10 protein-coding genes are annotated in these 21,031 nt (G+C 69.6%); 3 read left to right on the top strand and 7 right to left on the bottom strand.

The window, feature by feature from the left end:
* Positions 1-248 precede the first annotated feature (248 nt).
* From AC1Q5A_RS06005 to AC1Q5A_RS05995, 3 genes are all read right to left on the bottom strand, one after another.
* The gene (locus AC1Q5A_RS06005; protein WP_492699275.1) at positions 249-3,980 is read right to left on the bottom strand and encodes a diguanylate cyclase domain-containing protein; all 3,732 of its coding nucleotides are present in this window, start codon (positions 3,978-3,980) and stop codon (positions 249-251) included.
* Between the two features lie 122 nt (positions 3,981-4,102).
* A complete protein-coding gene (locus tag AC1Q5A_RS06000) occupies positions 4,103-5,383 on the bottom strand; it encodes an RNA polymerase sigma factor (RefSeq protein WP_492699273.1) in 1,281 nt (426 codons plus the stop codon).
* A 137-nt stretch (positions 5,384-5,520) separates the two neighbouring features.
* Positions 5,521-5,940, bottom strand: a complete 420-nt coding sequence (locus AC1Q5A_RS05995; protein ID WP_492699697.1) for a YciI family protein — start codon at positions 5,938-5,940, stop codon at positions 5,521-5,523.
* 161 nt (positions 5,941-6,101) lie between these two features.
* On the opposite strand from AC1Q5A_RS05995, the gene recC reads away from it, so the two are divergent.
* The 3 genes from recC to recD all read left to right on the top strand — a co-directional run bounded on the left by recC (position 6,102) and on the right by recD (position 15,028).
* Positions 6,102-9,527: an exodeoxyribonuclease V subunit gamma gene (gene recC / locus AC1Q5A_RS05990; RefSeq protein ID WP_492699271.1), complete on the top strand. Its 3,426-nt coding sequence runs from the start codon at positions 6,102-6,104 to the stop codon at positions 9,525-9,527.
* A 96-nt stretch (positions 9,528-9,623) separates the two neighbouring features.
* Positions 9,624-13,205 (top strand): UvrD-helicase domain-containing protein, encoded by a 3,582-nt coding sequence (locus AC1Q5A_RS05985; protein WP_492699270.1) that lies wholly within the window; start codon positions 9,624-9,626, stop codon positions 13,203-13,205.
* Positions 13,202-15,028, top strand: a complete 1,827-nt coding sequence (recD, locus tag AC1Q5A_RS05980) for an exodeoxyribonuclease V subunit alpha (protein ID WP_492699268.1) — start codon at positions 13,202-13,204, stop codon at positions 15,026-15,028. The genes AC1Q5A_RS05985 and recD overlap by 4 nt, the downstream gene beginning before the upstream one ends.
* Before the next feature lie 7 nt (positions 15,029-15,035).
* Here recD and AC1Q5A_RS05975 read toward each other — a convergent pair whose 3' ends face one another.
* The 4 genes from AC1Q5A_RS05975 to AC1Q5A_RS05960 form a co-directional block, all read right to left on the bottom strand.
* Entirely contained in the window at positions 15,036-15,503 is a 468-nt protein-coding gene (locus AC1Q5A_RS05975) for a type IV pilin protein (protein ID WP_492699266.1), read from the bottom strand.
* Positions 15,504-15,515: 12 nt separating this feature from the next.
* Complete coding sequence (locus AC1Q5A_RS05970) at positions 15,516-19,310, bottom strand: pilus assembly protein (protein ID WP_492699264.1); 3,795 nt, start codon at positions 19,308-19,310, stop codon at positions 15,516-15,518.
* Between the two features lie 67 nt (positions 19,311-19,377).
* A complete protein-coding gene (locus AC1Q5A_RS05965) occupies positions 19,378-20,010 on the bottom strand; it encodes a pilus assembly PilX family protein (protein ID WP_492699262.1) in 633 nt (210 codons plus the stop codon).
* 1 nt (position 20,011) lies between these two features.
* Positions 20,012-21,016 (bottom strand): PilW family protein, encoded by a 1,005-nt coding sequence (locus tag AC1Q5A_RS05960; RefSeq protein WP_492699260.1) that lies wholly within the window; start codon positions 21,014-21,016, stop codon positions 20,012-20,014.
* Positions 21,017-21,031: the final 15 nt, after the last annotated feature.

The raw sequence follows: 21,031 nt of genomic DNA, 5'->3' as shown, positions 1-21,031 counted from the left end.
CCTTCACACGGCAGGTGTCGCAAGTTCGATCCTTGCATCGCCCACCATCGAATCCGACGAACAAGGCCACCTTGCCGGGTGGCCTTGTTCGTTGTGCGGCAGCCATGAAAAAGCGCAGCGTGCGTGTAGCAACGGGCACTTCACACGGCAGGTGTCGCAAGTTCGATCCTTGCATCGCCCACCATCGAATCCGACGAACAAGGCCACCTTGCCGGGCCCTTGTTCGTTTCGGCCGGGTACGCATGTCCTCAGAAATGCAGGTTGCCGAGCACGTGCCCGACCAGCAGCGAGAGGAAGGCTTCGCGTTCGCGCCGGTAGCCAGGGTCGAACGGGCCGGCCACCGCCGCGATATGCATCGTCTGATGGCTGGCATTCAGCGCCGCATCAAGTGCCGGGCCATGCAGGTATTCGCCCGGGTCCAAGCTGACCTGCGCATGCCGGGCCCAGAACGCCGGCTCGGCCGGCAGGGCGATGAACTGCTCCTCCCAGCGCAGCTCGCCGGCGAGCGCGCCCAGCCCGGTTCGTGGCCATGCGGAGGCCTGCACGCAGCGGTACTGCGCCAGCCAGGCGGACAACTCGTCGACGGGCATCGGTCGCGCCAGCGCATAGCCCTGGCCGAAATCCGCGCCGAGGATCGTCGCGGCCTCGATCAGGTCGGGTGACTCCAGCCCCTCGACGACCACTTCGAGCCGCAGGTCGTGGCCGATCCGGATCAGCTGCCGGATGAAGCGCAAGGTGCCCAGCGGATCCTGCCGAACCTGGGTGACGATGGCCTGGTCGATCTTGATCCGGTCGAACGGCCACTGGCGCAGGCGGATCAGCGAGCTGTAGCCCGCGCCGAGGTCGTCCTCGACCAGGCGCACGCCGAGGGCCTTGAGCGACTGCATGCCCGAACCTTGCGGCACGGCGGCATGCTCGGTGCCGATCGGCGACTCGAGGATCTCGAACAACAGCGCCTGCGGCGCACAGCCACTGCGGGCGATGACCGCGGCCGCCACCTTGGCATAGCGTGAATCCTCCAGCGCAGCCGCGGGCGCATTCACCGAGACGTCCAGCGCATGGCCCGCCCGCAGCAGCGATTCGCGGCAGGCGACAGCCTGGCCCAGCCCCTGGCGGAACAGCACGAGCAGGTCGTCCGCGCCCAGCGCCGGAAGAAACCTGGCCGGCGCCAGCAGCTCGCCGCCTTCGTCGCGCAGCCGTGCCAGCGCTTCGATCTCGGTGACCCGGCCATCGGCAAGCCTGACCAATGGCTGGTAGTGCATCTGCAGCGCGTCGGTCGCAACCATCGCGCGCCAACGCTCACGCACGAAGAACGGCAGCAGCTCGGTGCCCTGCCGCGGCGGCGCCAGGCGCGCCAGGGCCAGATCCAGCACGGTCTTGATCTGCTCGAGGAAAGCCCGCTGGTCTTCGCTGTGGAAGCCGCCGGCATAGGGGCTGTACACAGTCAGCACCACCGCCGGCTTGAGCGGCGACGGGCACAGCGGAATGGCCACGTTGGAGACCACCCCGAGGGTCAGTGCGATGTCGCGCCAACCTGCCATCGACGGGTCGCTGGCGTAATGGGCGCAACGCTGGATCGTCGCCGTGCGCCAGGCGCGCCCGCTGGGACCCTGCCCCTCGGGCTGGCCTGCATCGACCCGGATCGGTGGCGCCTTGCCGCAGACCAGCGCGTGCAGGTATTCGGCAAAGGCCGTTCCCGCCACCGCCTCGTAGGTCAGCTGGCCCGATGCGTCCGGACGCCCCGCCGAACAGGCGATGACTTCCTGGTGCGACACCAGGATGTCGGCCACACCCTGGATCAGTTCCAGGTAGCCTTCGGCCAACCACGCCAGCGCATTGATCCTGGCCAGCAGGGCCACCCGGCTACGTTGCAGCGCGCGCATGCTTTCCAGTTGCCACTGCCGGCCCATGCCAAGCCGCTGCAGCAGGACCGCCAGCGCGCGGCGTTCGGTCTGGCCGACGCCGGCCAACGCAGTCGCCAGGATGTCGCGCAACTGCTCGATCGCCTCCAGCAGCCAGACTTCCTCGAGTCCGCAGGCCGCATGGAACAGGCCGTTCCGGGTCGCCCGGGCACGGTGTCCGGCCATGTCGAGGTCGGCCCGCAGCAGGGTCTGCAGATGCCGCAGCAGATGCTGCTCGAACACCTGCACCTCCGCGGCCGGGAGCAGGTCAAGCAGCCTGGCAATGCCCTCGTTCGAACGCAAGCCGGCGTGGAAAATTTCCACGATGCCCGGCAACCGCGGCTCCCATGCCTTGCTGCAGGCGCCCAGCAGCATGGCGGCATGATCACCATAAGGCGAGGCGGCGGCTTCCAGTTCGTCGGCCTGGTCCGTCACGCCATTGGGCGAAACCAGCGACCACCAGCGCGAGCGATGTCGTTTGCGCGACTTCACCTGGTACATCGCCTGATCGGCGCGGCGCAGCAGTTGTTCGCCGGTGGCCTGGACCTCGCCGGAGTACATCGCGACGCCCAGGCTGGCACCCACCGAGATGGCATGGCCGTCGATCGTCAGCGGACGCCGCAGAACCTCGCTGACCCGCTCCAGCAGGCCGTCGAGATCCTCCTCGCGTTCGAGATCCTCGAAGACCAGCACGAACTCGTCGCCGCCCAGCCGGGCCACATAGTCTCCGCCGCGAAGCATCTGCCGGAACCGTTCCGCCATCTCGGCCAGCAGACGGTCGCCCACGGCATGGCCGTGACGGTCGTTGATCGGCTTCAGATCGTCCAGGTCGAGCAACCCCACCGCGACCATGCGCCCATGGCGCCTGGCCCGATCCAGCACGATCTCGAGGTGTCGATCCAGTGTGCGGCGGTTGGGCAGGCCGGTGAGATCGTCGTGCAGGGCCAGGTAGGTCTGCCGCTCCTGCTCCTGCAGCAGGGCGTGCCGCTGTGCGTGCTGGCGCAGGGCCAGCCCGGTCGCATCGGCGATCTCGTCCAGCAGGCGGCACATCTCGCCGTCGAAGGCATCCGACTCGGCGGTGACCACCACGAACACCCCGGTCGGCGCCCTCGCCGCACCGATCGCGTCGTCCGGGGACGCGAACAGCGGCCAGCACCCCACCGCACCGGCGTGCTCGAGCAATTCCTTGCGGAATGGCATGGCCGACTGCGGCGCACCGCGCAGGTGGCGCCGGACGACCGGAGTGCCCTGCATGAAGGCCTGCGTCGGCGTAAACACGGCGGGGCTGTCGTCGTGCCGCGGCGGCAAGGGCAGGCTGCGCAGGATGTCGGCGATCGGACCGACCAGGGCCACCCGTCGCAGCACGTGGTCGCCGCCGTCAGCTGCAAACACATCGACCGCGGCGGCACCGGCAATGTCGGCCAGTGCCTGGGCCAGCGTGCGGTAGACCGACTCCGGGTCGGGCTGCTCGAGCAAGGCGCGCTGGATCGTGCGCTGCGCATCGCGGTAGCGGCTCATCCGCGCGCTGCGCTCCAGCAGCAGTTGGTGATCCCAGAACCGGCCCAGCTCGTCGACCAGCCGCTGCGCCCAATCGAGCAATTCCCCGCTCAGGCTGGGGCCGTCGTCGCGGGAATAGGCGGCCAGGACCAGTTGGCCATCGTCACGCGTCCGCGATGCCGCCACGATGCAGGAGCCGAAACCGTGCCGCTGCGCGGCGTCGCGCCATGGCGCGAACTCCGGTGCGTCGACCGAAGTCACCCGGGCCTGCTCCTGGCGCAGCACGATCGCCACCGGCCCGCGGCCGCCATGGCCGGGTTCATCCGTGCTGAGGCGCAACGCGGCCGCATAGCCCGCAGCGGGTCCCGCCGCCGCCAGCACCTCGACGGTGCCATGCCCCGGCTCGCACCGCCCGATCCAGACCAGGGGAAGATCCATGGTCGAGGCCAGAATGCCAGCGATCGTGACCATGATCAGGCGACGGTCGCGGTCCGGCATCGCATGCAACAGCGCGAGGGTTTCCGCCACGCTCCGGTAGAAGCGCTCGCGAAGTTCGCCGCGTGCCTGTTCCTGGCTGTCCATTCGCTTGCCGATTTCCCCCCGAACGAACAAACGATGCACCGATTGTCGGCGTACTTCATCACGGCAGCACGCATTAATCCACTGTGCTGACGGCCCCCTGCATGACCCCGGACCGGCGCCGCTCACCCGGACGGTGCACTCTCCCCGCACGTCCGGGCGCGATTGCGCATCAGCTCGCGCTCGCGCCGGTTCATCGCCAACGCAGCCGCCCGCTCGAATTCCCGGCGTGCTTCCTCGACGCGGCCCAGCCGGGCCAGCAAATCGCCTCGCACCGCGGGCAGCAGGTGATATCGCTGCAGGCTAGGTTCCCCGACCAGGGCGTCGGCCAGTTCGAGCCCTGCCGCCGCGCCGTCGGCCATGCCCACCGCCACCGCGCGGTTGAGCTCGACCACCGGCGACGGCGCCACCCGGACCAGGGCCGCATACAGTGCGGCGATGCCCGGCCAATCGGTTTCACCGCCGGTCAGCGCGCGCGCGTGGCAGGCGGCGATCGCCGCCTGCAGCGCATACGGGCCCAGCGCACCGCCCAGCTTCCGGGACTGCTCCAGCGCGGCCTGGCCGCGACGGATCAGCAACCGGTCCCACAACGCCCGATCCTGGTCCAGCAGCAGGATCGGTTCGCCATGCGCGTCCACCCGCGCGCGCGAACGCGAGGCCTGCAGTTCCATCAGCGCCACCAGGCCATGCACCTCGGGCTCACGCGGCATCAGGCCGGCCAGCACCCGGCCCAGGCGCAGGGCGTCCTCGCACAGGGCCGGGCGCATCCAGTCGTCGCCGCCGGTGGCCGAGTAGCCCTCGTTGAAGATCAGGTAGATCACCCCGAGCACCGACGAAAGGCGTTCGGCAAGCTCATCGCCGCGGGGCGCCTCGTATGCCACCGCAGCCTTGGCAAGACTGCGCTTGGCACGAACGATGCGCTGCGCGATGGTCGACTCGGGCACCAGGAAGGCGCGCGCGATTTCCTCCGTGGTCAGGCCGCCCAGCAGGCGCAGGGTCAGCGCCACGCGCGCCTCCACGGAAAGCAACGGATGGCAGGCGGTGAAGATCAGCCGCAGCAGGTCGTCACCGAACGGGTCGTCCAGCGCCGCCTCCTCTGCGGACTGTGCACATTCCTGCTCGTGCTCCAGCTCGTGCATCAGCTGCTCGTGCTTGCGTTCGAGCAGCTTGCTGCGACGCAGCCGGTCGATCGCGCGATGCTTCGCGGTGGTCATCAGCCAGGCGCCGGGATTGTCCGGCACGCCGCTCTGCGGCCACCGCTCCAGCGCCACCACCAGCGCATCCTGCGCCAGCTCCTCGGCCAGGCCGACATCGCGCAGCATGCGGGTGAGGCCGGCGATCAGCCGGGCCGACTCGATCCGCCAGACGGCGTCGATGGTGCGATGGGTATCGGTCACGCCGCTCATGGCGAGCGATCACACCATCCCCATTGCACCGGCGCAAGGCCCGAAGTAACGCCTGCCCCCATTTCCCGGCCAGCCTCATGAAGCGCATGGCCGCGGCTCCCATCCGCATTCGCGTGAAAACCGGACCGGGGCCCGGCTCACGATTTCGCCGCGATCTGCGCGCGCAGCCGTTCTTCCTGCTCGCGCAGTTCAGGGGTGAACTCGGCGCCGAAGTCCTCGGCCTCGAATACCTGGCGGATCTCGATCTCGGCATCGTCGTCGAACGGCGCGCGCTTGAGCCACTCGACCGCCTCCTGCATCGATTTCACCTGCCACAGCCAGAAGCCGGCAATCAGCTCCTTGGTCTCCGCGAACGGTCCGTCGGTCACCGCGCGCGCGCGGCCCGAGAACTTCACCCGCACGCCCTTCGAACTGGGATGCAGGCCCTCGCCCTCCAGCATGACGCCGGCCTTCACCAGTTCCTCGTTGTAGCGGCCCATCGCGGTCAGCAACTGCTCATTGGGCATCACGCCGGCCTCCGAGTCGGGGGTCGCCTTCACTATCACCATGCATCGCATCGTCGTGTCTCCTTCGGGTCGTGCCGCAAACCAGGTTCTCGCCCGGATGACGAACGGCGGGCCGGCAAATCGACACATGGCCTCGCCCGCCTGCCGCCATCGCAAACGATGAGTCGCGGCTCGGTATGCTGTGCGCATTGCATCACCCAGGGCAGGAACGGATGAGGGACAACCCAGGCGAGCTGATCGTCCACCGCGGCAGCCGCACCGAGCGGCTGGCCGATGCGCTGGCGCTGCAGTTGGAGGCGCAGCGACCGGCCAATCCGCTGGCGGCACAGACCGTGGTGGTGGCACATCCGGGGCTGCAGCGCTGGCTGCTCGGCCGCCTGGCGCAGCGCGACGGCCTGCATGGCGGACACGGCATCGCCGCCAACGTCGAGATGATCCTGCCGTGGCAGTGGTTCGAGCGCGCCGCGCGCCGCGCGCTCGGCGACGAGGCGCTGGTCGGCGGGGCGTACCGGCACGAGCTGCTGCGCTGGCGGCTGCTGCTGGCGCTGCCCTCGCTGCAGGCACCGGAAGTCGCGGCCTACCTGGCCGGCGACGACGCGGCGCGGCGCGGCTTCCAGCTGGCCGAGCACCTGGCCGGCCTGTACACCCAGTACCTGATCTACCGGCCGGACTGGATCCTCGACTGGGAGCAGCAGCCCGCGCGGCACGGCAGCGACTGGCAGGCCGCGCTGTGGCGCCGGCTGCGTGCCGCCATCCCGCAGCCGCACCGCGCGCAGCGCAGCGCTGCCCTGCTGGAGGCGCTGCGCGCCGACGAGCGGCTGGCCGGCGACCCGCCGCTGCACGTGTTCGGCGTCAGCCACCTGCCGCCCGACGTGCTGGCGGCGCTGCAGGCCACCGCGTTGCACACGCCGGTGCATCTGTACTTCCCCGACCCCTGCCGCGAGCACTGGGTCTATCTGCGCCAGCAGCGTTTCCTGCTCGCCCATGCGGACGACCCGGAGGCGCTGTATTACGAGGTCGGCCATCCGCTGCTGGTGGCGCTCGGCCGCATCGCGCAGGATTTCTGCCTCACCCTGGACGAATGCGACGCGACCGAAGAACGCGACCCGCTCGACGAGGCCGAACCGCTCGACGGGGCCGCCTCGCTGCTTGCCCGCCTGCAGGCGAGCATCCGCTGCCTGCAGGCGGAGCTGGTCGGCGCGCCGATCCGCGAGCAACAGGCCGCTGGTGCCAGCCTGGGTGAAATCCTGCCCGCATTGCGCCACGACGCCAGCCTGCGCGTGCACGCCTGCCACACCCGCCTGCGCGAGCTGGAGGTGCTGAGGAACGCCCTGCTGCGCTGCCTGGCCGACGATCCCACCCTGCAGCATCGCGATATCGTGGTGATGGCGCCGGACATCGGCGCCTACGCACCCTGCCTGGCGGCGGTATTCGGCGAGCCGGCGCAATACCGCAACGACCCGCTGCACATTCCCTGGCACCTGGCCGACGTCGGCCTGGCGCGCGCTCATCCGCTGATGAATGCGTTCGCGCAGCTGCTGGACCTCGCCGAGAGCCGCTTCACGGTCAGCGAGGTGCTGGACTTCCTCGACGCGCCGGCGGTGGCGCGGCGCTTCGCGATCGACGCCGGCAGCCGCGACGCGCTGGAACGCTGGCTGCGCCGGGCCCGCGTGGCCTGGGGGCTGGATGCCGCGATGAAGGCCGAAGCGGGCGCGGCCGCAGTCGATGCGAACTCGTGGCAGTTCGGCTTCGACCGCATGTACGCCGGGCTGGTCGCTGGCCCGGACGCCGGTGACGGGCTGCTCGACGGCATCCTGCCGCTGGAAGGCGTCGCCGGCAGCGCGGTGGAGGCGCTGGGCCAGCTCGACCGCCTGCTCGGCGAGCTGCGCCAGGTACGCCACGCCTTCGCCGGTACCCGCCCGCTGCCCGCATGGAGCGAATGGCTGCTGGAGCGGCTCGACGCGCTGTTCCTCGCCGACCCGCGCGATGCCGCCGAACAGAATGCGCTCGACGCCTTGCGCCGGCTCGCCGCAGGCCTCGCCAACCAGGCCGCCGATGCCGGTATCGACGCGCCGCTGCCATGGAGCGTGGTGCGCGAGGCACTGCGCGGCGAACTCGGCGCGGTGCCGGAGCGCCAGGGCTTCCTGCTCGGCGGGGTGACCTTCTGCGGGCTGGTGCCGCAGCGCTCGATTCCGTTCCGCGTGGTCTGCCTGCTCGGCATGAACGAGGGCGAGTTCCCGCGCCCCGGCCACGACGCCGGCCTCAACCGGATCCTCGGCCAGCCGCGCCGCGGCGACCGCGATACCCGCAACGAGGACCGCTACCTGTTCCTGGAAGCGCTGATGTCGGCGCGCGACGCGCTGCACGTGAGCTACGTCGGCGAAGGCGTGCGCGACGGCAAGCCGCGCAACCCCGCCGCGCCGCTGGCCGAGCTGCTGCAGTTTCTCGACGAGCAGCACGGCCTCGCCGCCGCCGACCCGTCCGAGCGGCCGTGGCGCGTGCGCCACCCGCTGCAGCCGTTCGACGCGCGCTACTACGAACGCGATGCACGGGGCCGGCCCCGCCACGATCCGCGGTTGTTCTCGTACGACCCGGCGTTCCTGGGCGCGCCGGCCGGCGCCGGCACGCCGTCCTTCCTCGGCGCGCCGATGGCCGTGCCGGAACCCGTGGCCCAGGACGAAATCACCCTCGGCGCGCTCAAGCGCTTCTGGCGCGACCCCGCGCGGGATGCCCTGCTGCGCGGCCAGGGCATCAGCCTGCAGGCACTGGACGACAGCGGCTGGCCGGATCGCGAGCCGCTGGAGACGCCGTTGGAAAAGATCGACCGAATCGATCACCGCCTGCTGTTCGAGGCGCTCGCCGCCGGCCGCGACGAGCTGCCCGCCGAACCGCCGGCGTGGCTCGCCCACTCCGGCATGCTGGCCGGCGGCGCAATCGGCGAACGGACCTGGACGCAACTGCGCAACTCGTTGCGCCCCCTGCTTGCGCAGGCGCACCCGTTGTTCGCCGGCGGCGGTGCGCAGGCAGAGGCGAAGGCGATCGACCTCGACCTCGGCGACGGCCTGCGCCTGACCGGCACGGTCGACCGCGTGTTCCGTGGCGCCGACGGACGCCTGCTGCTGTTCGACGCGCAACCCGCGCGTGCCGCCGGGCTCCGGGAAATCCTGGCTTTCTACATCGACTGGGCCGCGTTGCGGCTGAGCCACGCCGACGACGTGCACGGCGATTATCTGGAACCGACCCCCAACGGCAAGGCGGCCCGCAGCCCCAGCCTGCTCGGCCCCGTGCAGGCACAAGACACCGCGCAACTGCGCCACGGCCTGCACCGCCTGATCGAGGCGTACCGAACGACCGAACAGCAGCCGCTGCTGTTCTTCCCGCGCACCGCGCAAGCCTGGGCCGCCAGCGAACCGAACAACCGTCTCGCCAGGGCGGCCGCAGCGTGGGAGGGCGACGGTCACAACCCCGGCGAGCGCGACTACGCACCCGGCTACGCGGCCCTGCTCAGCCGCGGTCTGGAATTGTTCAACGTGGAGAGCCCAGCGCATCGTGCCTTCGTCGCTGCCACCGAACTGGTCTGCGACGTGCTCGATCCGGGCCATGCAAGCCTGTTGAAAAGCCCCGCCGATGATCACTGAAACACGAGAAGCCGGCGGGCAGTGCCCGCCCTACCCCGGCCGCTTCGCAGGGCGGGCACTGCCCGCCGGCCTTTCGGCCCGCCATGTGGAAACGCCGTGACCGTCGCCGACGCCCTGCCCCCGCTCGACTGGCGCGCCATGCCGCTGCACGGGCGCACCCTGATCGAGGCCAGCGCCGGCACCGGCAAGACCTGGAACATCGGCGTGATCTACCTGCGCCTGCTGCTCGAACGCGGGCTGCGGGTGGAGCAGATCCTGGTGACCACCTTCACCGACGCCGCCGCGCAGGAACTGCGCGAGCGCCTGCGCCGCCGCCTGGTCGAGGCCGAGCGCCTGCTCGAAGCCGTGGCCCGCGACGCGGCCAGCGCCGACCCCCTGGAAAGCTGGCTGGCCACGCTGTGCCCCGACACGGACAGCACCCGCCTCGCGCTGCGCCGGATCCAGCTTGCCCGCACCGACCTCGACCGCGCCCCGGTCTCGACCATCCACGCGCTGTGCCAGCGCATCCAGCGCGACTACCCGCTGGAGAGCGGCGCCGCGTTCGCCGACGACAAGCTGTTCGACGAACAGCAACTGGTGCGCGAATGCGTGGAGGATTTCTGGCGCCGCCGCTACCTCGCCGGCGAGGTCGACCCGCGCGAAGCCGAGCTGCTGCTGAAGGACGGCCCGGAAGGCCTGCTGCGCGACCTCGGCGGCCTGGCCGAAAGCAGCGACGCGCGGATCGAGGCCGGCGGCCTGGCCGAACTCGAGCGCACACTCGCCACGCTGGGTACGGACGAGAGCATCGCCGAATTGCAGCGGCTGGCGGATGACGCAACGCTGTACAAGCGGGCCAACGCGGCACTGCGCAGCCGACTGGGCGAAATCGTGCAGGCGCTGCGCGACAGCGACGAAGCGCAACTGGCCAAGTCGACCAGCGACGTGTTCGAGCCGGAAAAGCTGCTGGCCCAGGCCGCTGCCGGCCGGGCCGACGAGCTCGCCGCACATCCGTTGATCCACGCCTTGCAGGCACTGCGCCCGCTGCTCGGCCTGCGCGACGTTTTCACCCGCGGCGCCGTGCTCGCCGACGCGGCGCAAACCTGCCGCGATGAGATGCCGCGCCGCGCACGCCAGCGCCACGTGCTGACCTTCTCGATGCTGATCGATGCGGTGTACCAGCGACTGTGCGGTGACGCGTCCGACGGCTTGCTCGCCGACCGCCTGTTCGAAGCCTTCCCGGTCGCCCTGATCGACGAGTTCCAGGATACCGACCAGCGCCAGTTCGCGATCTTCGAGCGGATCTATCGCGGGCGCGGCACCCTGGTGATGATCGGCGACCCCAAGCAGGCCATCTACAGTTTCCGCGGCGGCGACATCGCCGCCTACCTGCGCGCCAGCGAGCAGGCCGGCCAGCGCTTTTCGCTGGGCACCAACCACCGCTCCAGCCGCACCCTGGTGGAAGCCTTGAACGCCTGGTACGCCCACACCGAAGGCGGCTTCGGCCGGCCGCAGATCCGCTACCAGCCGGTCGCACCGGCCGGCAAGGCGGACGGGCAGCCGTACACCGTCGACGGCCGGCCGGTGGCGCAGCCGCTGGTGTTCCACCCGTTCCGCGGCGACACCGAGAAAAACGGCAAGCTGCTGAACGCCCTCGGCGATCTCGAAGCGCTGGCGCTGGACGACTCCGCCAACCGCATCGCCGAACTGCTCAACGACACGCGCCAGGCGATCGGCGGCCGGCCGGTGACGCCCGGCGACGTCGCCGTGCTGCTGTCCACCAACAAACAGGTCGTGGCGCTGCGCCAGCGGCTGGTCGCGCGCGGCGTGCCCTGCGTGGGCAGCGGCCGCGGCAACATCTTCGCCGGCGAGGTCGCGCGCGAACTGGAGCTGGTCCTGTTCGCCGTGCTGCATGCCGACGACGACCAGGCGGTGCGCGGCGCGCTGGCCACCGGCCTGCTTGGCGCCACGCTGGAACACTTCCGCGCCTGGCAGGCGCAGCCCGCTGCGTTCGAGCGCGAGCTGGAACGCTTCGAGGCATGGCGCGTGCTGGTGCGCGGCCGGGGCGTGCTGGCCCTGATCGGCGAGCTGCTGGCCACGCGCGCTACCGCCCTGCTGGCGCTGCCCGAAGGCGAGCGCGTGCTCACCGACCTGCGCCACCTCGGCGAGCTGCTCGCCGCGGAGGAAAGCTCGCGCCAGGGGCTGGATGGCCTGTACGCGTGGCTGCAGGAAATGCGCCGCGAAGGCAGCGACGGCGACGCCGAGGCGGCCGACGAACGCCAGCTGCGCATCGAAAGCGACGCACATCGCGTGCAGCTGCTGACCATTCACGCCAGCAAGGGGCTGGAGTTCCCCATCGTGTTCCTGCCGCTGGCGTGGCGCATCCGCAGCCAAAGCGGCAGCTATGCGCCGAAGCTGCTGCGCTACCACGACGATGCCGGTCGCCGCTGCGTGGACCTGGGCTCGGTGCACTTCGCCGGGCACCGCGCCCGGCACTTCCGCGAGGAACTGGAGGAACGCCTGCGCCTGCTCTACGTGGCGCTGACCCGCGCCGTGCATGCCGTGCACGTGTACTGGGTCGATCGCGGCCTGCGGCTCGATGGCGATGCACAGGCGTGGGAGTGGTCCGCGATCGACCTGCTGCTCGGGCAGGCCCGGCAGAAACTGGAGCTGCCCGCGGGCGAAGCCTCGCTCGATGCCATGGCCGGGGCACTTGGCGGCATGCAGCTGTGCGCGCCGTTCGCCGGTGAGTTCACCCGCTACCAGCCACCGGCCGAGATCCCTTCGCCGCGCGCCGTGCAGGCGCCAGCGCCGCAGATACGGCCGTTCCAGTGGCTGCACAGCTTCAGTGGCCTGACCCGCCACGCCGCCGCGGTGCTGGTTGACGACAGCGGCGGCGCCGATGAAGCCGGCGTGGAAGAACCGGCGATCGAAGCGGACGAGGCGGCCGAAGACAGCCGCCTGCTCGCGCTGTACCCGCTGCGCGGCCCGCGTTTCGGCGACGCCGTGCACCAGGTATTCGAGCTGGCGCAGCCCGGCCCGGTCTGGCCCGGGCAGCGCCAGTTGCTGCACCGCCAGCTCGCCGCGCAGGCCGTCGCCGCCCCGCACCTTGCCCCCGAGGAAGCGCTCGAGCGCGTGGGCCGGATGATCGACCGCGCGCGCCAGGCCGACCTGGGCGACGGCCTTCGCCTGATCGACCTCGCAGCCGACCAGCGCATCGCCGAGTTCGAGTTCCAGTTTCCGGTGCGGCAGGTGCCGCTGGCGCGATTGCGCCGGATCTGCGCGGCCCATGGCCACCCCGACGCGGTGCCGGCCAGCCTCGACGCCACCACGCTGAACGGCATGCTGACCGGCTTCGCCGACCTCATCTTCGCCCGTGACGGCCGCTTCCACGTGCTCGACTACAAGACCAACTGGCTCGGCGCGTGGCTGCGCGACTACCAGGGCGAATCGCTCGAGGCCGCCATGGCCGCACACCACTACCCGCTGCAGGCGTTGCTCTATACCGTGGCGCTGCACCGCTACCTGCGCCAGCGGATGGACGGCTATACGGCCGAACGCCAGCTCGGCGAAAGCTGGTACCTGTTCGTGCGCGCGCTGGGGCTGGCGCCCGGGCTGGGCGTATGGCGCCAGCGCTGGCCGGCGGCGCTGATCGAGGCGCTCGACGATGCGTTCGCCGGTACGCGGGAGGCCGTGGCATGAACCACCCGCTACCACCTGCCGACGCCGACGAGCGCGCGATCGACCAGACCCTGGCGCAATGGGTGCTCGGGCGCACCAGCTCCATCCCGCTGGCCGACGCCGTGCGCGCCGCCAGCCGCGCCGAAGGCCACGGCCATTCCTGCGCCACGCTGGCCGATCCGGACGCCGGCTTCGATGCAGCCGCCCTGGATGCACTGCGCCTGCACGATTGGGTCGGCGGCGGCGCCTCGTTCACCCCGTTCGTGCTCGATGCGCAGGACCGCTTCTACCTGTGGCGCAACTGGCAGCACGAAACGAAGCTCGCCGAGGCGATCCTGCGGCGCTGCGCGCAACGCGCGCTGCCGATCGCCGCCGATACCATCGCCGACGACCTGGATGCGCTGTTCGCCGGCATGCCGCCCGGCCCCACCGACGGGCAGCGCGCCGCCGTGGCCGCCGTGCCCGGCGCGCGCTTCTTCGTGCTCACCGGCGGCCCCGGCACCGGCAAGACCACCACCGTGGTGCGCATGCTGCTGATGCTGCTGCACCACGCGCAAGCCTGCGGCCTGCCGGCGCAGCCGTCGATCGCCCTCGCCGCACCCACCGGCAAGGCCGCGCAGCGGCTGGCGCAGGCCATCGCCAGGGGCAAGGCTGAACTGCAAGCCAGCCTCCCGGGCAACCGTTTCCGCGACCTCGTGCCCCACATCCCCCACGCCGATGCGCGCACGCTGCACCGCCTGCTCGGCTACCGCCCGATGGACAACGGCTTCAGCCACGGCCCGCGCAACCCGCTGGCCGAGGACATCGTGGTGGTGGACGAGGCGTCGATGGTGGACCTGGCGATGATGCGCCAGCTGCTGCAGGCGCTGCGCCCCGAGGCGGTGCTGATCCTGCTCGGCGACCCGGGCCAGCTGGCTTCGGTCGACGCCGGCTCGGTGCTGGCCGACATCGTCGCCCGCACACCGCACAACAGGCTGCCGCCGCCGCTGGCCGGCCTGCTCGCGCCGCTGCTGCAGCAGGCACCAGGCATCCTCGACGACGACACGCCGCTGGCCGGCCAGGTAGTCACGCTGACCCACAGCTGGCGCGCTGGCACTGGCCTGCAGCGCGGCGTCGAGGCGCTGCGCGACGCCCCCGATCCGGCCTGGCTGGATGCATTGCTGGACAAGCGCAGCGACGGCGACCTGCACCTGCGCCACTGCCCCAACGTCCATGCCCTGCGCGCCTGCGTCGATGGCTGGGTCGAGCGCCACGCCGAACTGCTGCAATCGCTGCTGACGCCCGCCATCGATACCGCCGCGGCATTGCTGCAGCTGCGCCAGCTGCAGGTCCTGTGCGCGCTGCGCGGCGGTCCGTTCGGCGCGCAGGGCCTCAACGAGCTGATGCTGCGCCGGCTCGCCACCCGCTTCGGCATCGACGCCGGCCGCGCCTGGTATCACGGCCGCCCGGTCATCATCACCCGCAACGACTACGCCCGCGGCCTGTTCAACGGCGACGTCGGCATCGCGCTGGAAGGCGCGGAAGGGCTGCGCGTGTGGTTCGAGCTCAGCGACCGCGACGGCAACGCCGGCCTGCGCAGCTACTCGCCGCGCGCCCTGCCCGCCCACGACAGCGCCTGGGCCATCACCATCCATCGCAGCCAGGGTTCCGAATATCGCGACGTGGCGGTGCTGCTGCCGCCGGACGCCGACAACCGCATCCTCACCCGCGAACTGGTCTACACCGCCATCTCGCGCGCCAGGGCCCACGCCGAAATCTGGAGCACCGACGACTCGCTGCGCGCCGCGCTGGCCCGTCCGATCCGCCGCCAGGGCGGCCTGCGCGAGCGGTTGCAGTCCACCTGAAAGCGCATCACCAGCAGCCGGCGGTGGCGGGTCCGCGCACGCCGGCCTGGTTGAGCGAGAGCGTGCCGCACTGGGTGTCGCGATTCAGCTGGGTGCCGATCGGCGTAGCCGTGATGCTGTAGGTCGCCGTGCTCAGCGACGACGACGGCAGGTCGTACTGGTAGTTGGTGCCGGTGCGCGGGGCGCTGGCGCAGTCCAGCTGCGGCAGGGTGTTGGCGGTGCCGGCGCTGTTCCGGCTGTAGCTGAGGTTGGTGGTGTAATAGCGCTCCATGTAGTTGGCGTACTCCGACAGGCAGCCCTCCGCCGCCACCCGCTTGGTCCGGGTGATGTAGTTGCTGTAGACCGGCAGCGCGATGGCCGCCAGCACCGCGATGACCGCCACCACGATCATCAGTTCGATCAGGGTGAAACCGGCGCTGCGGCGCACGCGCATGGCCGGCACCGCGCCGCGTTCGACCGACGGGAATATTTTCATCGTTCCGTTCCTTTACGGATTGACCAGTTCGCGCCACGACACCCGCTGCATCATGCCGGTCGAACCCGCCGTGGTGATGCTGCTGTTCGAGCCGTTGTCGAAACTGACCAGCATGCTGCCGCCCACGAAGATCGGGTTGTTGGGCAGCGAATTGAAGCCGATGCCGGCGGCCGCATAGCTCTTGCCGTTCACCGTGACCGTGTCCGACGCATTCACCAGGCCGTCACCGTTGAGGTCGAAGAAGTTGCCGGACGGATTGGTGCCGGTGAACGGGTTGATCGCCATGATCCAGCCGCCGCCGGAGGGATTGCACACGTCCGAAGCCTGGGGAATCCGCGTCGTACCGAGCAGCAGGTTGCCCTGGAACTGGTTGGAGGTCACCATCCGCTCGCCCTGGGCGACGTTGGCGCCGCCCGTCCCGGTCGGCGACAGCAGGTCCATGTACCAGCCCGACATGCCGGTCATGTCGGACGAGGTCGGCGTGGGTGTCACTGCCCGCGCCGGCAATACCGGCGGCGTTGCGCCGGGGTTGCCGGCGGTCTCCGCCACGACGGATCGCTGCACGAGGTTGGCGGCGCGGGTCATGCTGGAGGCGATCGCCGGGCTGTTGGTGGCGTTGGTGGTCTGCACGATCAGGCCGTACCAGCTCTGGGTGGCCGTATTGGTGAGGTCGATCGTGCTCAGATACAGGCCGGTGCCGAAGAACACCCAGGTGTTGCCGTTGGCCGGATCCTTGCCCACCAGCACGCCGCCAGTGATGGGCTGCAGGTTGTTGCTGCCGTCCCTGGCCACGAACAGCAGGCTGCCGGTGCTGCCCGGCGTGCTGGTGCTCGTGCTGCTGCCGGTATTGAGCGTGAACGACCATACATTGCCGCGGAGGTCGCCGGCATAGGCCACGGTGCTCACGCCATTGTTCGCCAGCCCCATCCATACGCCCGGAGCCGCCAGGCCGTTGTCGGCGGTGGTGTCGGTGGTCGTGTGCACGCTGAGCGAGCCCGTGGCAAGGTCGAACTGCAACAGTGCCGACACGCCCGCCGCACTGTTGTAGCCGTTGCCAAGCAGCACCGACCAGACGCCGTCCGCGGTCTGCGCGATCACCGGCTTGCCGGACATCTGGCCGATGTATTTGCTGTTGCCGTCGCTGTTGCCATCGCCGGCAGAGCGTTCCCACAGGAACTTGATCGCCGTCGGATCGGTGATGTCGAAGGCATACACCGCCTTGGCCAGGCCGCGGCCGCTGGTGCCCACCAGCACGCTCTTCCACGCGCTGCCCATGTAGACATCCGCCACCGTGAGCTCGCCGTCGTTGAAATACTGGTGCGGCGCGCTGGTGGTGGTGCCGTAGTCGGGGCTGGACAGCTGGCTGAGGCCGACCAGACCGCCGGCGCTGCCGGTGGTGAGCACGGCGCCAGGGATGTAGGCGAACTTCTCCACGCCGGTGGTGGCGTCGAAGCCGTGCAGCATGCCGTCGTTGGCAGCCACGTAGAGCAGCCCGGCGCGCGAAGCCACGACGCTGGGCGTGAAATTCCCCTGGTTGTTGGTCGTGCCGCTGGCGTAGGCCAGATACGTCGACGACCCGGTGAACGTCTCGTTGGCGAACAGGTTCGGGTCCGGCGCCCCGACATAGACCGGCTGCGAATCGACGATGTCGCCCAGCGGCGTGTCGCGATTGCGGAAGCTGCCGCGGTTCTTCTGCTCCAGCGTGGCATCGCCGCGCAGGTAGTTGACCATGTTCGCCTGGGCAGCGGCGCTGCTGCCCAGCGCACTCAGTTGCGCGGCAGACAGCGCAGGCGGCGTACTGGCGCTGCTGTCCTGGAACGCCACATAAGCGGCGGTCTTCCCGCCCGTCGCGGGGTTGTAGGTCCAGATGTTCCGGCTGGCCGCCGCCGGCAGCGAGCCTGCGGCGGTCCAGCTCGGCGTCGCCGCGATCGCGCCGGTGTTGGGATTCACCGCCAGCGCCTTCAGGTCGCCCTTCCACTTGGCGGTGTAGTAGTTGGCCTGGTACGCCACCGTGCCGGTCTTCAACTGGGTGGAGTTGGCCGCGAGGCTGGCGCCCGTGCCGACCCGCTCGGCGGCGCGCTTCAACGCATCCTTCATGCCGCTGGCGAATGCTTCGGGACTGGTGGCGGAATAGAAGCCGCCATGGCCGTTGACCGCGGCATGGGCCAGGTCGGCGATGTTGTTGAGGGAATTGGACGACGGTTGCGGCCAGCTGAAATTGCTGACCGCCGCGCCGCCGTTGGCCCAGTTGAAGATCTGGGGAATGGTGGTGCCCGAGGGCGAAATGCCGCTCGGCGTAAAGCCCAGTCCGAGGGTGAAGGTAGTCATGTGCTGCCAGAACGCGGGGTCCTCGCTGCTGGTCGGCACTTCGTTGGGAGTGCCCGTACGCAGGTCGGTTTCCCAGTACTTCATGGCCACGTCGGCCAGCGTGTTGCTGTAGGAATCCGCATAGGGCGCCGCCACCGTATAGGTGTATTTCTGACCGTTGGCTCCGGTCACCGTCGTGCCGTTGCTGCCGTCCGCATTGCCGGGCCCCGTGAAACTGTCGTTCCAGAATCCGTCCGTGGTGAGGATGGTGTACGACTGGCGGCAGGCAAGTTCGGTAGTGGTTCCCGCGGGGACCGGATCGGACGACATCACCTGCCAAGGCTGCGACGACTGGTAATACCGGCCAACCGCATCCAGCGCCTGGCGCAACGGCGTACCGCCACTGGCCCTGGCGGCGCTTACCCAGTTCCACAGGGCATTTTTCTGGTCGCCGGCACTCGATCCGTCGCCAAAGGGGGTGACCTGCGCGATGTAGTTGGTGCCGCCGTTGTACGCGTCGCTGTAGCTGTAGCGGGAGGCGGGGAGGTTCTGGTAATTGCTGTTGCCGCTGCCGCCACCGTCGATCGAGCCGAAGCCGACCCGGAACCCCGGATCAATGCCGACGAACGAATTCATCAGGCCGCTCTTGGCCATCAGGATGCGCGTATGGTAGTAGGCGAACCAGTTGGCGATGTTCTGCCCGGCCGCCACGCCGGCGGGCGCAGCCACACCGGAAGTATCGGACGCCAGCACGCAACCGGATTTTCCGCCGCAGTCCGACGCCGCCACGTAGCTGACGGTATAAGGGCCTGCCGCCGGCCCCGTCGAATACTGGAAATAGTTGTACGTCGTGCTCCGGTTGTAGGCGATTGAGCAAGTACCCGTCGTGGAGTACTTGCTGCTCGGGGTAAAACTCTCGCCGGTGGCGCCAGCCTGGTTGTAGTAGTAATAGTCGCACTGGTTTTGCGTGACGTTTTGATAGGTCACGGATGTGGGCGTGGCTACCGTGTTCGATGCCGAGAATTGGATGGCGCTGCCGGAACAGACACCGCCGCAATCGTAATACTCATACCTTCCGTCGTAATTGGTCAGGTCGACGGGTGTCAAAGTGCCGGAAAATCCATTGACCCCGGCGCTGGTCAGACCATTCGCGGCAGGATAGGAACTGGTGCCGTTCGCCTTGGGCGGCGGCAGGTAGGTAACTGCCGGGTTGTAATAGACGCCGTTGTTGCTGGAGTTGATCACCGCGGCGTTATTGGTGTTGTTCTTGAGATAACTCCAGTCGGGCATGAAATTCCATGCCATCGACCCTGAATCATCCAGCATCAGCGTGATGTTCGGCGGCAGCGATTCCTGGATGATCAACGGCGTCTGGTCGACCGGGACGGCAGCCAGCGCGGGCGCACAGGCGACACCCAGCAGCCATACGAACAGGCCGGCCGACAGCACTCTGCCGAGGCCGCGTCCTGGCTTGCGATGCAGGCGGGAGATGAGGTTCATGACGGTTCCGCTCCTGGTGCAGCATGGGAGGCCCCATGCAGTCTGTCTGCTTGCGTATGCCTGGCGGTCAGCGCTGCTTGACCATCGCCTGCAACATCACCACGGCGCGGTCGCCGACCACCGCCGGATCGCCGCTGCGCGCGGTGATCCGGTAGTACACCGCGGTAGTGGAAGTTCCCTGCGCGCCGTAGTTCTGCGCGTTGGCGCTCTGGTTGAAGCCGGTGCTGGAACTGGTGTCGACCCAGTTGCCCATGTTTTCCACCACGTACTGGGGCTGGCCGGAGGCGACTCCGGCGACCGTGAACTGCCCTGCCGCCGTTCCCGTGGCCACGGTATGGATGCTTCCGCTCGGCAGGCCCGGATCGTTGAACGGATTGGTCAGGCACACCACGCTGCTGGCCTGGCAGTTGCGGGCGATGATGCCGGGATTGCTGCCGACCAGCCCCGCCGCGGCCCGCATGGCCGCCTCGGCCCCCTGAAAGGCGATCTGCCGGTCGTACAGGTTGCTCGCCATCTTCTGCTGCATGATGGTGCCGCGCACGGCGGCCAGCCCGACCAGGGTGATCACCACCAGCAGGATCAGCGACACCACCAGCGCCACGCCGCGCTGGCCGGCCCGGTGCGACGACGACGAGCCACCGCGCCGCCGTGACGGCACCGCGGAGGCGGACGAGGGCCTGAACGTACAAACGTGGATCATGTCAGTTCACCCGGTTGCGCACGGTGGTGGTGGCGGTGAAAGCGCGCACCAGCGGCTTGGTGTCGGTACCGGCGCGCTGGTCGGCGCTCTGCAGCGTGAAGGTGATCTGCGCAGCGTCGACCACGGCCCAGTTGCCGATCGAGCTGGCGGTCACGAACGCGATACCGCCCCGCGCGTGATAGTTGATGACCATGCCGCTGACGTTACGCACCATTTCCTGCGGCGCCCCGAGGAACACGTTCTCCTTGGCGTCGGGGGCTGCCAGCGCCACCCGATACAGGGAGCGCCCGCCGACCGGGTTGTTGCCGACATACCAGTCGGCGGCACCCAGTTTTGCTATCTGCGAGTTGGCGCCGAACTGGTACAGGTTGCCGTTGGTGCTGCTGCAGTCGCTGGGGTAGCCCAGGCCTTTCGAGCAGTTGCCCGGATTGACCGCGTTGCCGGTGTTGTGCACGAAGGTGACGTTGCTGTTGTTGTAGTTGCTGATCTGCACCATCACTGCGTGATCGGGATCGCAGACGATGACGATGTCGCCGGATTGCAGGTTGGTGGTCTTGTCGTTCAGCTTGAAATTCGCCGCCGGCTCGTTGTCGGTGGCCACGCTCATGCCGCCTTCGACCGCGCCGAGAACCTGCACCGAATCGGTGCCGGCGACCCGCTGGCCGACGCCGGTGCCGAACACGCCTCCGGTCGCCGGGTCGCCCTGGCTGCCGCTGTAGCCGTGCACGGCGTTGCTCCAGCTGGCCCACCAGTCCGTGCCGCTGTTGTTGAGCAGGTTGCCCATGCGGTCGCCGTTGTTGCACGGATTGAGCCCGGCATTGCGGATATCGCGCGCCAGCAGCTCGAACGCGATGCGCGAGCCGTCCTGCACGTCGCCAAGTGCCTGGTTGGTGCGGTAGGTGCGCTGGTTGGCCAGGAACACGCTGGTCACCCCGGCGATGACGATGAGGCCGAGCAGCATCGCGACCATCAGCTCGATCAGGGTGAAACCGGCCGGCGGCTTCATCGGCCCGGGTACGCG

Source organism: Rhodanobacter sp. GW835-FHT13D09 (assembly GCF_058793995.1).
The sequence above is the reverse complement of the archived record's forward strand: the minus strand, read 5'-3'. Positions and strand labels throughout refer to the sequence as shown.